Annotated in this window: 14 protein-coding genes; 3 read left to right on the plus strand and 11 right to left on the minus strand. The window is 59.9% G+C overall.

The window, feature by feature from the left end; genetic code table 11:
• Nucleotides 1-5 precede the first annotated feature (5 nt).
• Nucleotides 6-752, minus strand: coding sequence for a ferredoxin--NADP(+) reductase (fpr, locus tag FUU19_RS11150; protein ID WP_043140987.1), 747 nt, complete (start codon nt 750-752; stop codon nt 6-8).
• 3 nt (nt 753-755) lie between these two features.
• A complete protein-coding gene (locus FUU19_RS11155; RefSeq protein ID WP_141971941.1) occupies nt 756-1,367 on the minus strand; it encodes a helix-turn-helix transcriptional regulator in 612 nt (203 codons plus the stop codon).
• A 297-nt stretch (nt 1,368-1,664) separates the two neighbouring features.
• On the opposite strand from FUU19_RS11155, the gene emrD reads away from it, so the two are divergent.
• Complete coding sequence (gene emrD, locus FUU19_RS11160) at nt 1,665-2,849, plus strand: multidrug efflux MFS transporter EmrD (protein WP_060442774.1); 1,185 nt, start codon at nt 1,665-1,667, stop codon at nt 2,847-2,849.
• A 135-nt stretch (nt 2,850-2,984) separates the two neighbouring features.
• Nucleotides 2,985-3,959 carry a dicarboxylate transporter/tellurite-resistance protein TehA gene (gene tehA, locus FUU19_RS11165; protein ID WP_230489721.1) on the plus strand — a complete coding sequence of 325 codons (975 nt, stop codon included), beginning with the start codon at nt 2,985-2,987 and terminating at the stop codon, nt 3,957-3,959.
• A gap of 40 nt (nt 3,960-3,999) precedes the next feature.
• Here the strand turns inward: tehA and glpX are convergent, their stop codons facing one another.
• The 3 genes from glpX to FUU19_RS11180 all read right to left on the minus strand — a co-directional run bounded on the left by glpX (nt 4,000) and on the right by FUU19_RS11180 (nt 7,536).
• On the minus strand, nt 4,000-5,010 hold the full coding sequence (gene glpX, locus FUU19_RS11170) for a class II fructose-bisphosphatase (RefSeq protein WP_230489720.1): 1,011 nt from the start codon (nt 5,008-5,010) through the stop codon (nt 4,000-4,002).
• Between the two features lie 129 nt (nt 5,011-5,139).
• Nucleotides 5,140-6,648, minus strand: a complete 1,509-nt coding sequence (gene glpK / locus FUU19_RS11175) for a glycerol kinase GlpK (RefSeq protein WP_073534615.1) — start codon at nt 6,646-6,648, stop codon at nt 5,140-5,142.
• Between the two features lie 42 nt (nt 6,649-6,690).
• Nucleotides 6,691-7,536 (minus strand): MIP/aquaporin family protein, encoded by an 846-nt coding sequence (locus tag FUU19_RS11180; RefSeq protein WP_015379417.1) that lies wholly within the window; start codon nt 7,534-7,536, stop codon nt 6,691-6,693.
• 524 nt (nt 7,537-8,060) lie between these two features.
• Between FUU19_RS11180 and zapB the strand changes: the two genes are divergently transcribed.
• Nucleotides 8,061-8,300, plus strand: a complete 240-nt coding sequence (gene zapB, locus FUU19_RS11185) for a septal ring assembly protein ZapB (RefSeq protein ID WP_004931092.1) — start codon at nt 8,061-8,063, stop codon at nt 8,298-8,300.
• Nucleotides 8,301-8,360: 60 nt separating this feature from the next.
• On the opposite strand, the gene rraA is transcribed toward zapB, so the two are convergent.
• The 6 genes from rraA to cytR form a co-directional block, all read right to left on the minus strand.
• Nucleotides 8,361-8,846: a ribonuclease E activity regulator RraA gene (gene rraA / locus FUU19_RS11190; RefSeq protein WP_038872664.1), complete on the minus strand. Its 486-nt coding sequence runs from the start codon at nt 8,844-8,846 to the stop codon at nt 8,361-8,363.
• Between the two features lie 75 nt (nt 8,847-8,921).
• Entirely contained in the window at nt 8,922-9,839 is a 918-nt protein-coding gene (locus FUU19_RS11195) for a 1,4-dihydroxy-2-naphthoate polyprenyltransferase (RefSeq protein ID WP_230489719.1), read from the minus strand.
• A 96-nt stretch (nt 9,840-9,935) separates the two neighbouring features.
• Nucleotides 9,936-11,270 carry an ATP-dependent protease ATPase subunit HslU gene (gene hslU, locus FUU19_RS11200; protein ID WP_025304663.1) on the minus strand — a complete coding sequence of 445 codons (1,335 nt, stop codon included), beginning with the start codon at nt 11,268-11,270 and terminating at the stop codon, nt 9,936-9,938.
• A gap of 12 nt (nt 11,271-11,282) precedes the next feature.
• Complete coding sequence (hslV, locus tag FUU19_RS11205) at nt 11,283-11,813, minus strand: ATP-dependent protease subunit HslV (protein WP_004931085.1); 531 nt, start codon at nt 11,811-11,813, stop codon at nt 11,283-11,285.
• Nucleotides 11,814-11,915: 102 nt separating this feature from the next.
• Nucleotides 11,916-12,869, minus strand: a complete 954-nt coding sequence (gene ftsN, locus FUU19_RS11210) for a cell division protein FtsN (RefSeq protein WP_230489718.1) — start codon at nt 12,867-12,869, stop codon at nt 11,916-11,918.
• Between the two features lie 65 nt (nt 12,870-12,934).
• Nucleotides 12,935-13,963, minus strand: a complete 1,029-nt coding sequence (gene cytR / locus FUU19_RS11215; protein WP_230489717.1) for a DNA-binding transcriptional regulator CytR — start codon at nt 13,961-13,963, stop codon at nt 12,935-12,937.
• Nucleotides 13,964-14,061: the final 98 nt, after the last annotated feature.

A 14,061-nucleotide genomic window follows, 5' to 3' on the forward strand; every position in this document is an offset into this window, starting at 1 on the left:
CCGGGTTACCAGTAGTGCTCGCTGGTGATGTGGCCCGGTTTGCGGCGCAGGTGTTTGCGCATTTGGCGGTGGTCTTTCAGCGTTTGCTGGGTGTCCCGCACCATTTGCGGGTTGCCGCACAGCATCACGTGGCTGGTTTCGGCGTCGATGGTCAAGCCGGTCGCCGCTTCCAGCCGGCCGTCCTCGATCAGCGCCGGCACGCGGCCGGTCAGTGAGCCGGGCGTTTCTTCGCGGCTGACGACGGTCTGGATGCGCAGCTTGCCGTTGTAGCGTTGTTGCAGTTGCTGCATCAGCGGCAGGTAGCTCAGGTCGCGCGCGAAACGCGCGGCGTGCACCAGCACCAGGTTGTTAAAGCGCTCCAGTCCGATGCCCTGCTGCAGAATCGATAAATAGGGGCCGATGGCGGTGCCGGTCGCCAGCATCCACAGCGTGTCGCAGTCGGGCACCTCGTCCAGCACGAAGAAGCCGGCCGCTTCTTTGGTCACCATCACGTCCGAGCCTGGCCGCAGCTGATTGAGGCGCGGGCTCAGTTTGCCTTCCGGCACGGTGACCAGATAGAACTCCAGGTTGGCGTCATCGGGAGCATTGACGTAGGAGTAGGCGCGCTGCACCCGTTCGCCGTCGATCTCCAGCGCCAGTTTGGCGAATTGCCCGGCGGTGAAAGGATCGATAGGGGCATTGACCACCAGGCTGAACAGCCCGTCGGTCCATTGTTTTACCTGCGTAACCTTGCCGTTTACCCATTCAGCCATACTCTAAAGCTCCCGTGGTCGAATCAAATAAGCACAATGTCGTGAGCCGGAAATGGCGTGCGCGGTGCGCTCTACCCGGTAGTCGTTGCCGAACAGGCGGTGAAACAGCTGCAGCTCGGAATTGCACAGGCTGCTGCAGCTGGAGCCGGCCACACCGACCGGACAGTGGTTTTCCACCAGCAGCGTACCGTGTGGATGATCGAGCAATTCGGCCATGTAACCGTCGTGTTGCCGCAGGCGCACCAGGCGGGCTAACCGGTCCTGATGGCTGCGCTCGGCGGACAGCTCTTCGGCATAACGCAGATAAAGCTGATCTTCGCGCGCGCTGAGCAACGGTTCCACCCCGGCGCCGCCAAACAGCTGCAGCGCGGATTCCCGCAGTCGCGCCTGATCGTCGGCGGCATAGGCATGCCCCCGTTCGGTCAGCGACCAGTAGCGCGTCGGGCGGCCGACCTTGCTGCGCGCTTCTTCGTAACAAACCAACTCACGTTTTTCCAGGGATTGCAGATGTTGTCGGATGCCCATCGGCGTGATGTCCAGACGCTCCGCCAGCATTTTGGCCGAGTGCGGGCCGAGAGCCTTTAACTGCAATAAAATCAGCTCAGGTGTTTTCATGAACCAAATCCCTATGGTGTTATTTTATTTCAAGTTGATGAAAATAATTATCGATTAAATGCTAAAGCCCGGCTACTGCAAGGGCGCTATTTTTAACTCCAAAGCGTTATACGTACAGTTTAATTTACGAGCCTGGTCGGGTTTGCTGCCAGTGTGACCTGGATCAATATCTGCCTGAAACTCGCTAAAAAAATCAGATTTGATTAGTTTATGCCGCCATAGAGGGCTGCTCGCCGTTCTGGCTGCTGCAACGGCCATACCGGGACGCTGTGACGAGTTGAAACGTTAACGAAGATAATGAGAAAACTAGAGAACTTTCACCTGCTGGTGATGCTTATCCTGTTGGTCGCCGTCGGCCAGATGGCGCAAACCATTTATGTTCCCGTTATTGCTGATATCGCCCACGATCTGTCGGTTCGCACTGGCGCCGTGCAACGGGTGATGGCGGCGTATCTGCTGACCTACGGCTTCTCCCAGCTGATTTATGGGCCGATATCGGATCGCATCGGGCGTCGTCCGGTGATCCTGACCGGCATGATGATCTTCCTGCTCGGTGCGCTGGGCGCGTTGCTGTCCACCAACCTGACGATGCTGGTCGCCGCCAGCGCGATTCAGGGCATGGGCACCGGCGTGGCGGGCGTGATGGCGCGCACCATGCCGCGCGATCTGTATGCCGGCACCGCGCTGCGCTATGCCAACAGCCTGTTGAACATGGGGATTTTGGTTAGCCCGCTGCTGGCGCCGGTGATCGGCGGCGCATTGGCGATGGTGTTCGGCTGGCGCGCCTGTTACGCCTTCCTGCTGGCGCTGTGCGCCTGCGTTGCCTTCGCCATGTTCCGCTGGTTGCCGGAGACCCGCCCGGTGCAGACGGAAAAACGCCGTATGCTGGCCAGTTTCCGCCAGCTGCTGGGTGACAGCACCTTCAGCTGCTATCTGGTGATGCTGATCGGCGCGCTGGCGGGGATTGCGGTATTCGAGGCCAGCTGCGGCGTGTTGATGGGTGGCGTGTTGGGGCTGAGCGGTCTGACCGTCAGCATCCTGTTTATTCTGCCGATCCCGGCGGCGTTTTTCGGCGCCTGGTACGCCGGGCGTGACGGCAAGACCTTCCACACGCTGATGTGGCATTCGGTGATTAGCTGCCTGCTGGCGGGGGCGATGATGTGGATCCCGGGCTGGTTCGGCGTGATGAACATCTGGACGCTGATCGTGCCGGCCGCGCTGTTCTTCTTCGGCGCCGGCATGCTGTTCCCGCTGGCGACCACCGGGGCGATGGAGCCGTTCCCTTACCTGGCCGGCGCAGCGGGCGCGCTGGTGGGCGGCATGCAGAATATGGGATCGGGGCTCGCGACCTGGCTTTCCGCCATGCTGCCGCAAACCGGGCAGTTTAGCCTAGGATTGCTGATGTTCGCGATGGCGCTGCTGATCCTGCTGTGCTGGTGGCCGCTGTCCAACCGGATGCAACATCAGGGGCATACCGCATAACGCCCTTCCCGAGCCGGCGCTGACCTTAGTCCTGCAAGACGGCTAAGGTCATGCCGCCGGTTTTGACCCAGGTTATTACTGCGCTGTGGCGATCGGTATACACTTTACCGACAGTGTTTTTCCGGGTTATTCGCTATGTCATCACTGCAGTTCATTCAACGTGTTCCCGTCGGCTTCTTTGGGATGGTTCTGGGGGTTTTCGGCCTCGGCAGCGCCTGGCGATACGCCGCCACGCTCGGCTATGGCCCCGGCTGGCTAGGCGAGTCGCTCATCTTTCTCGGCAGCGCCATCTGGCTGACGCTGGCGCTGATCTATCTCTGCCGTTGCCTGATAGACTCACGCGCGGTGCGTGACGAGTTTCGCAGCAATACTCAGTTCAGCTTTATCAGCCTGCTTCCGGCGGGCGGCGTGCTGGTGTCCATCGGCCTGCATCCCTACAGCCTGCCGCTGGCGAATGGGCTGATGGTCGCGGGCTCCGTCGGCCAGCTCATCTTCTCGGCTTGGCGCTGTGCGCCATTGTGGCGCGGCGAGTTCGCGTCGGAGGCCACGACGCCGGGATTTTACTTGCCGACGGTGGCCGCTAACTTTATCTGCGCGATGGCGTTTGGCACCTCCGGCCACCCTGATATCGGCATGATGTTTCTTGGCGCCGGTTTGATTTCATGGCTGACCCTCGAACCCGCCATCATCCACCGTCTACGCACAAAGGCCGCGCTGCCGGCCGCCGCCCGCGGCGTTATCGGCATTCAGTTGGCTCCGGCCTTTGTCGCCTGCTACGCGTGGTTATGCGTCAATGGCAACGACTTCGATACGTTCGCCCTCATCCTGTTGGGCTACGGCCTGCTGCAGCTGTTCTTCATGTTCAGGTTGGTGCGTTGGTTTTTTGCCGGCGGCTTCAGCCCGGGCATGTGGGCTTTCTCGTTCGGCTTATCGGCAATGGCGAACGCGTCGCTGCGGTTGCTGCAGAGTCAGCGCGGGGAAGAGATGCAGGTGCTGGCCTGGGGGCTGTTCGCGTTGGCCAACCTGCTGCTCATCGGCCTGATGGTGAAGACGCTGTGGCTGCTGTTGCGCGGAAAACTGCTGCCCGCCAAAACCCCGGTGGCGGGATGAACCCGCCCTCAGCGGCTGCGGGGGGCGGTCTCTTGCCGGCTTACAGCAAAAACTCGTGCAGCGCCGGGTCCTTGCGATCCAGATAGTGGGTCGAACGGATGCGGCGGATGGTGCGCGACTTGCCGCGGATCAGCAGGGTTTCGGTCGTGGCCATGTTGCCCTGGCGGCTGATGCCCTCCAGCAGATCGCCCTTGGTGATGCCGGTGGCGGAGAAGATCACGTTGTCGTTGCGCGCCATCTGATCCAGACGCAGCGCCTGACCGGCTTCGATACCCATTTCCCGGCAGCGCGCCAGTTCCTGCTCGCCGATGCGGCGGTTCTCGGCGCTGTCGCCTTTCACCTCATGGCGCGGCAGCAAACGCGCCTGCATGTCGCCGTCCAGCGCGCGGATCACTGCGGCTGAGATCACCCCTTCCGGCGCGCCGCCGATGCCGTACATCACATCGACTTCGCTTTCCGGCATGCAGGTGAGAATGGAGGCCGCCACGTCGCCGTCAGGAATGGCGAACACTCGCACGCCCAGCTGCTGCATCTGCGCGATGACGCCGTCGTGGCGCGGTTTGGCCAAGACGATCACCGTAAGCTGCGACAGTGGTTTGCTCAGCCGTGCGGCGACGTTCTGTAGGTTCTCCGCCAAGGGCAGATTGAGATCGATAGCGCCGCGCGCCGCCGGGCCGACCACCAGCTTCTCCATGTACATGTCCGGTGCGTGCAGGAAGGTGCCGCGATCGCCCACCGCCAATACCGCCAGCGCATTGGACTGGCCCATGGCGGTCATGCGGGTGCCTTCGATCGGATCGACAGCGATGTCGACCGCGTCGCCCTGGCCGGTGCCGACCTGTTCGCCGATATACAGCATCGGCGCTTCGTCGATCTCGCCTTCGCCGATCACGATGCGCCCATTGATGTCCACTTTGTTGAGCATGATGCGCATGGCGTGGACCGCCGCACCGTCGGCGGCGTTCTTGTCGCCGCGTCCCAGCCATTTGTAGCCCGCAAGCGCAGCGGCTTCGGTAACGCGGGAAAATTCGATGGCTAATTCACGTTTCATGGCAAACCTGTCTGTGAGAAAGGGAAGAAAATATCGGCAAAGTCTATCACAGCGCGGCGCCGGCGGGGCGGGGCAAAAAAAAGCGCCGCCCGCAGGCAGCGCAATTTGGGGGTAACGGCAAGGCGGGGTTTAGTCGTGATCTTCCCACGCCTGCGCGCGAGCCACCGCTTTTTTCCAGCCGCTGTAGCGGTAGTTGCGTTCGGTGGTTTCGATGCTTGGGCGGAATTCACGCTCAATCACCGCTTTGCTCTTCACTTCATCCAGATCGTTCCAGTAGCCGATGGCCAGGCCCGCCAGGAACGCGGCACCCAGCGCCGTCGATTCACGCACTTCAGGGCGCTCTACGCGGGTGCCGAGGATATCGGACTGGAACTGCATCAGGAAGTTGTTGGCGACCGCGCCGCCGTCCACGCGCAACGATTGCAGGCGGGTGTTGGCGTCGGCCTGCATGGCGTCCAGCACGTCGCGAGTCTGGAAGGCGATGGATTCCAGCGTGGCGCGGATGATGTGGTTGCTGTTGGCGCCACGGGTCAGGCCAAAGATGGCGCCGCGGGCATACGGATCCCAGTATGGCGCGCCCAGGCCGGTGAAGGCCGGCACCACATAGACGCCGTTGCTGTCTTTCACCTTCGTGGCGAAGTATTCGGAGTCGGCGGCATCGCTGATCAGTTTCAGCTCATCGCGCAGCCACTGGATAGACGCACCGCCGATGAACACCGCGCCTTCCAGCGCATAGTTCACTTCGCCACGCGGGCCGCAGGCGATGGTGGTCAGCAGGCCGTTTTTCGAACGCACCGCTTCTTTGCCGGTGTTCATCAGCAGGAAGCAGCCGGTGCCGTAAGTGTTCTTCGCCATGCCTGGTTGAACGCACAGCTGGCCGTACAGTGCCGCCTGCTGGTCACCGGCGATACCGGCGATAGGAATACGCGTGCCGCCCTTGCCGCCGATGTTGGTCTGGCCATACACCTCGGAGGAAGGACGGACTTTCGGCAACATGGCGCGCGGGATATCCAGCACTTCCAGCATGCGTTCGTCCCAGTCCAGCTCGTGGATGTTGAACATCATGGTGCGTGAAGCGTTGGTGTAATCGGTGACGTGTACGCGCCCCTGGGTCATTTTCCACACCAGCCAGGTATCGACGGTGCCGAACAGCAGTTCGCCGCGCTTGGCGCGCTCGCGGGCGCCTTCGACGTTGTCCAGGATCCACTTCACCTTGGTGCCGGAGAAGTAGGGGTCAACCACCAGGCCGGTGTTGTGACGGATATACTCTTCCAGGCCGTCGCGCTTGAGCTTTTCGCAGATGTCGGCGGTGCGGCGGCACTGCCAGACGATGGCGTTGTAAATCGGCTTGCCGGTCTCTTTTTCCCAGACGATGGTGGTTTCGCGCTGGTTGGTGATGCCGATGCCGGCGATCTGATCGGAACTGATGTCGGCTTTCGCCAGCACTTCTACCAACGTCGAGCTTTGCGACGCCCAGATTTCCATCGGATCGTGCTCAACCCAGCCGGCCTTTGGATAGATCTGCGGGAATTCGCGCTGCGATACCGCAACGATGTTGGCGTCGTGATCGAGCACGACGGCGCGTGAGCTGGTGGTCCCTTGGTCGAGTGCGACAATGTATTTTTTTTCTACAGTCATGGTAATTATCCTGCTGTTGTTAACCGTGTAAAACTGCACCCATCACGCTTTGCGTTGTTGGGTCTTGGCGTCAGGCTCTTCTTCCGTCACGCAGACGTCGCACGGCAGGTGGCGGCCAATCAGCGCGCGGTAACCGAAAGCGCCCAGGCCACAGCCGACGATAGGGGCGAAGATCGGCACCAGGAAGTACGGGATGTCGCGTGCGCCGGTGAAGGCGACTTTGCCCCAGCCGGCCAGGTAGGCGAACAGTTTCGGGCCGAAGTCACGCGCCGGGTTCAACGCAAAGCCGGTCAATGGTCCCATGGAGGCGCCGATCACGGCAATCAGAATACCGATCAGCAGCGGTGCCAGCGGGCCGCGCGGGATGCCGTTGCCGTCGTCGGTCAGCGCCAGGATCAGGCACATCAGGATCGCCGCGATCACCATTTCTACCAGGAAGGCCTGGCCGACGGAGATGTGCGCGTTAGGGTAAGTCGAGAAGATGCCGGCCAGTTCGAGGCTTTCGTTGCTGCCGCGCACCATGTGGTGAGCCGCTTCGAAGTCGAAGAACAGATTGTAGTACAGCCCATAGACCAGGGCAGCGGCGCAGAAGGCACCGGCGACCTGCGCAATGATGTAAGGCACCACTTTGCGCCCGTCGAAGCAGGCGAACAGCCACAGGGCGAGGGTAACCGCTGGGTTGAGATGCGCGCCGGAAATGGCGGCGGTCAGATAGATGGCCATGGCGACGCCGAGGCCCCAAATGATGCTGATTTCCCACTGGCCGAAGCTGGCGCCCGCCAGTTTCAGTGCGGCAACGCAGCCTACGCCAAAGAAGATCAGCAGCGCCGTGCCGAGGAACTCGGCGATGCACTGGCCTTTTAATGTCGGACTGGTGGTTTGGCTCATAATGTTGGTGTCCTGCAAAACGGCGGTTGTTGGTTTATAGGCTCAGTTGGGTAGAGATCCGGCCTATGGGCACAGTTTTTTTCATCTCGTCCAATTATTGAATGAGGACGTGATGTAAATTTATCGTTAACGAACATAAACGAGAAATAGCGAAATCAAAATGTGTGTGGCGCGTCATAAAATTGAGCGATTTCGCGTCGTTTAGTGTTCTTTCTGAGCCATAAAAGTGTGATCTGACCAGTGGTTTGGTGAGGGCTGTTAACAACTCGCGGCGACGGTGGCGGGGATTTTCAGTTTTTACTGATGGTGAGGGCAGGAAAATTGCAACAGACTGCGCGATGATCCGGTATGTTGCTAGACAGGCGGAGACTGGCTACTTACAATCGTTTTTAACGAATCGAGACTGGCGCGCCTTCCGTAACGGCGCGCGTCACTGAGCGCGATGCAATATTCGCAGTAGCTGCAGCCGACGTTGCGGCCGCTACTTATAGATGTACGCCTTGCTATCATGAGGGGACTGAAGCATGTCATTTGAAGTATTTGAGAAACTGGAAGCAAAAGTACAGCAGGCGATTGATACCATCACCTTGTTGCAGATGGAAATTGAAGAGCTGAAAGACAAAAACAACTCTCTGTCGCAGGAAGTTCAGGCTGCCTCCGGCAACCACGAAGCGCTGGTGCGCGAAAACCAACAGCTGAAAGAAGAACAGCACGTATGGCAAGATCGCCTGCGCGCTCTGCTGGGCAAAATGGAAGAGGTCTGATTCCTCACGCCATGCAGCAACGAAAAGGGCGCCTCAGGCGCCCTTTTTCATGACCGAAAATCACTCGATGTCGAGCGGGTCTTCGGAGAGGATGATGCCGGTGTTGTCGGCATACAGGTGATCGCCGGAGAAGAAGGTGACGCCACCGAAGTTGACGCGGATATCGCTTTCGCCCACGCCTTCGCTCACGGCTCCCACCGGGATCGCTGCCATCGCCTGAATGCCGATGTCGAGCTCTTCCAGATCGTCCACCTGACGCACCGCGCCGTACACCACGATGCCTTCCCATTCGTTCTGGGCAGCCAGGCGCGCCAGTTCGGCGTTGATCAGCGCCCGGCGAACCGAACCGCCGCCGTCGACCAACAGCACGCGGCCGCGGCCGTTTTCTTCAAGCAGATCGAACAACAGGCCGTTATCCTCGAAGCATTTCACCGTGGTGATCTGCCCGCCAAATGAAGTACGCCCGCCAAAATTGGAGAATAGAGGTTCAACAACGTTCACCTCTTCATGATAGATGTCGCAAAGTTCGGAAGTATCGTATTTCATAGGATTTTACGTCTGTTTGCCGCTGGAATGTTCAGTATATCCCTTTATTCGCCCTGTTGGCAAAATCATCAGTTTTTAACTGAGCGCCACGCCGATGGCGAACAGCAGGTTGGCCAGTAACGCCGCCTTGACCATGTGTTCCAGCATCGGCCGCATGCCGACCGGTGTCGGATCGCGCAGCACGCGCAGGCCGTGGCGCACCAGCAGCGGGATCGCCAGCACGAACAGCCAGCCCCACGGGCTGTGGAGATTGAACAGCGTAAACAGCGCGAAACACAGCACCGCGCCGGCGAGCAGCAGGGCATGGTAAATGCGCGCCTTGTGCGGGCCGAGACGCACCGCCAGCGTGTTCTTACCGTTTTCGCGATCGCTCTCGATATCGCGCAGATTGTTGATGTTGAGCACCGCCGTCGCCAGCAGGCCACAGGCGGTGGCCGGCAGCATCACGACGCTGTCGAAGGTGTGCGTTTGCAAATAGTAGGTGCCGGCCACGCTCAGCCAGCCGAAGAACACCAGCACCGAGATGTCGCCCAGCCCCAAATACCCGTAAGGCTTATTGCCGACGGTATAGGTGATGGCCGCCACGATAGACAGCCCGCCCAGCACCAGGAAGCCCACCACGTCGCTGGGTTGCTCGCAGGCGACGGCGATCAGCGAACAGCCGGCGAGGGCGATCAGCACCACCGTCACCACCAATGCCCGTTTCATCTGCGCCTGGGTAATCATGCCTTTTTGCATGCCGCGCAACGGCCCGATGCGATCTTCTTTGTCGCTGCCTTTGACCGCATCGCCGTAGTCGTTAGCCAGGTTGGAGAGGATCTGCAGCAGCCCGGCGGTCAACAGCGCCAGCAGCGCCACTTCAGGTTTCAGGCTGCCGTGCCAGGCGGCGATCGCCGAGCCGACTACGATGGAGGCAAAGGCCAACGGCAGGGTGCGGGGGCGTAGACTTTCCAGCCAGGCGGAAATCGGGGTGGTGGAGGTTGATGAGCTCATGTTTCGCTTCTGTCAGTAAGTTGCGGTGTCCGTTAGAAATAATTGTGGGAGGCAATGCCTCCCACACAGATGACTGACAAGACAATGATTGAGCGATTATAGGATAAAACGACTCAAATCTTCATCCGCCACCAGTTCATCCAGATGACTGCGCACGTAATCCGCATCAATTGTAATGGATTGGCCATTAATTTCACTCGCATCGTAGGAAATATCTTCCATCAGACGTTCCAGCACGGTGTGCAGACGACGCGCGCCGATGTTCTCGGTGCTTTCGTTGACCTGCCACGCGGCTTCGGCGATGCGGCGGATGCCGTCGGCGGTGAACTCGATATTGACGCCTTCGGTGCCCATCAGCGCTTTGTACTGCTCGGTCAGCGACGCGCTCGGCTCGGTCAGGATGCGTTCGAAGTCTTCGGTAGTCAGCGCCTGCAGCTCAACGCGGATCGGCAGACGGCCCTGCAGTTCCGGGATCAGATCTGACGGGTTGGCGGTCTGGAACGCGCCGGAAGCGATGAACAGGATGTGGTCGGTCTTCACCATACCGTGTTTGGTCGACACGGTGCAGCCTTCCACCAGCGGCAGCAGATCGCGCTGCACGCCTTCGCGCGAGACGTCCGGGCCGGAACTTTGACCGCCGCGCTTACAGATTTTGTCGATCTCATCGATAAACACGATGCCGTGCTGTTCAACCGCTTCGATCGCCTGCTCTTTCAGCTCTTCCGGGTTCACCAGCTTGGCTGCTTCTTCTTCCACCAGCAGCTTGAAGGCTTCTTTGATCTTCACCTTGCGCGGCTTTTGCTTCTGGCCGCCGAGGTTCTGGAACATCGACTGCAGCTGGTTGGTCATCTCTTCCATGCCCGGAGGCGCCATGATTTCCACGCCCATCGGCGCCGCGGCCAGATCGATTTCGATCTCTTTATCGTCCAGCTGGCCTTCGCGCAGTTTCTTGCGGAATGCCTGACGGGCGGCGGACGGCTCCTGATGCTCTTCCGGCTGGCCCCAGTTGTTCTTGGCCGGCGGGATCAGCACGTCGAGGATGCGCTCTTCGGCCAACTCTTCGGCACGGGTGCGGTTTTTCTCGATCGACTGCATGCGCACCATTTTGATGGCGGCATCGGTCAGATCGCGGATGATGGAATCCACTTCTTTGCCCACATAGCCCACTTCGGTGAACTTGGTGGCTTCAACCTTGATGAACGGCGCGTTGGCCAGCTTCGCCAGACGACGGGCGATTTCGGTTTTACCGACGCCGGTCGGGCCGATCATCAGAATGTTTTTCGGGGTCACTTCGTGACGCAGCATCTCGTTGAGCTGCATCCGGCGCCAGCGGTTGCGCAGGGCAATGGCGACAGCGCGTTTGGCCTTGTTTTGGCCAATGATATAGCTGTCCAGTTCGCTGACGATCTCGCGCGGGGTCATTTCAGACATGGTATTCGATCCTTACGCTTTGGAAGGCAATTCTTCAATGGTGTGGAAATGGTTGGTGTAAATACAGATGTCGCCGGCGATGTTGAGGGATTTCTCAACGATGTCGCGGGCGCTCAGCTCGGTATTTTCCAACATGGCGCGGGCTGCGGCCTGGGCGTACGGGCCGCCGGAGCCGATGGCGATCAGATCGTTTTCCGGCTGCACCACATCGCCGTTGCCGGTGATGATCAGCGAAGCGGTTTCATCGGCGACCGCCAGCAGCGCTTCGAGCTTGCGCAGCATGCGATCGGTGCGCCAGTCTTTCGCCAGCTCGACGGCGGCTTTCACCAGGTGGCCCTGATGCATTTCCAGTTTGCGTTCAAACAGTTCAAACAGCGTGAAGGCGTCAGCGGTACCACCGGCGAAACCGGCGATCACTTTGTCGTTATACAGGCGACGCACTTTCTTGACGTTACCCTTCATCACCGTATTACCCAGGGTTGCCTGGCCATCACCACCGATGACGACCTGGCCGTTGCGGCGTACGCTTACAATTGTTGTCACGAGCAGACCCTCGTTAAAAACGGAAAGAAGTCCCCGCAGCGCCTGCTTTCGCAGACGCTACGAGGCATATTGAGAGTATAGATGGGGGGGGATTGACGCTTTTCAACCCCCAACGGAGAGGGGAATGCAACTCGACATGCCGACGCCCTTCAGGCGTGAAAGGGTTTTGTCCGCGGCGGCGCGACTGCTGTACGGACCGAGCACCACGCGATTCCAACCGCCACCGGCGGTGATGCGGCTCTCGATGCCTTCGAACGCCAGGCGCGCACGTACGGATTCAGCCTGATCGGTGGCGCGGAACGAACCGCATTGCACCATCCACTTCTGTTTCGATTCCGGTTTGGTTTCCTGCTTGGCCGTTTCCTGTTTCACTTCCGGCTTGGGCTCCGGCTTCGGTTGCGGCTTCGGCTCAGGCTGTTTCACCTGCACCGGCGGTGGGGTGACCGGCTTCGGCTGCTGGTGCTGCTGCTGCACCGGCGCGGTGGTGGCCCCGTTGTTGAACGGGTTACGCGGCGCCTGGGTGACCTGCTGCTGTTGCTGTACCGGCTGCTGATGCATTTGCTGTTGTTGCATCTGCTGCTGCTGCATCTGCTGCTGCTGGCGATTACTGCGCGCGTTGACCTGGCCCGGATCGTTATACGGCACTTCGTTCAGCTGCGTCGGGCGCTGCTGCATGTCGGCCTGCATCTGCTCCAGCAACTGCCGCTGTTCGGCGGTCAGCTGAGTTTTGGAATTGAGCTCGCCGCCGGCCGTCGGTTCGGTCGGGGTTTGCACGCCGATCTGCCGGTTTTCCAGCTCTTTGATGTAGCGCCAGCGCTCTTCCGGCTTCGGCGGCAGGCCGTTGCCGGGGCGCGTGGTATGCGCAGGCAACAACGGCGCGTCTTCCGGCTTGTTGTGGGTAATGAAATAGAGGCCACCGACAAAAACAACCAGCAACGCGGCGGCTAACGCCAGCACGGTTTTGGAAACCTTCGGAGAACTGCGTTTTTTACGGCTGGGGGTTTTACGCTTAGCTCCTGCTGCGCGCCCACGGCTTACATAGTCTTTTTGTGCCACTATTATTCCGCTGTGTCCTGATGAGAGGATAAGTCCGTCATGTTACTGAACCCTAAAATATTTGACTAGCGTTTCGGGGCAGCGGTGCTGCCTCTGATAATCAATTCACTGTCCAACAGCCGGGAGCCGCTGGCGACCGCCTGGCCGTTCAACTGCTCCAACAGCAACAACATCGCCTGCTGGCCGATCTGGAAGCGCGGCTGCGCCACCGTGGTCAGCGGCGGATCGCAATATTGCGCCAGCTTGAGGTCGTCAAAGCCGACGATCGACAGATCCTGCGGTACCCGCAGCCCCATTTTCTTCGCCTGGGACAGCACGCCGATCGCCATGACGTCGCTGTGGCAGAATACCGCCGTTGGCGGTTTCGGCTGTGCCATCAGCATGGTCAGCGCTTGCGCGCCGGCTTCGTAGGTAAAATCACCCCGGGTAATATAGCTGCTTTCGACGGTAATGCCATTACGACGTAGCGCTTGAACGTAACCCTGCAGCCGATAATGGCTCAGCGGCATCTGTTCCGGCCCGGCGATACAGGCGATCTGCCGGTGGCCTAATTGATGCAAATAATGCACGGCTTCAAAGGCGGCGGTCAGGTTGTCGATATGCACCGTCGGCAGTTCCAGCTCGGGGGCGAACTCGTTGGCCATCACCATCGGCGGCAGGTTGCGCTGCTCTTCCTTGCTGGCGTCGAACGGCAGGTTGGAGCCCAGCAGCAGCATGCCGTCGATCTGTTTGGTGATGATCAGATTGACGAAAGTGCGCTCTTGCTGGTTCTGCTGCGCGCAGTCGCCGATCAGCACCAGATAGCCTTGCTGGGCCGCGGTCTGTTCGATCCCCTGGATCACATCGGCGAAAAACGGATCGCAGATGTCGGGCACGATCACCAGGATGGTGCGGGATTCGTTGCGCTTGATATTGCGTGACAGAGCATGAGGAGAATAACCCACGGCCAGGACGGCCTGTTCCACCTTCTGGCGCGTTGGCGTTGACACCTTTTCCGGGTTCATCAGCGCACGCGATACGGTAGCCGTTGAAACGCCCGCCATTTCGGCGACGTCTTTCATGGTCGCCATGGATAACTCTTTCTTGTGTTCCAACGCCTTTCTCCTTGCGTCAGCCCCATGCCGACGCCACTACTGCTGTTTGCTCACAATGTCCGGCATGCGGTGGCGGGATTGTTGTCATTGAGCGCCAC

It is taken from the genome of Serratia montpellierensis (genome assembly GCF_020858655.1).
Classification (GTDB): Bacteria; Pseudomonadota; Gammaproteobacteria; order Enterobacterales; family Enterobacteriaceae; genus Serratia; species Serratia montpellierensis.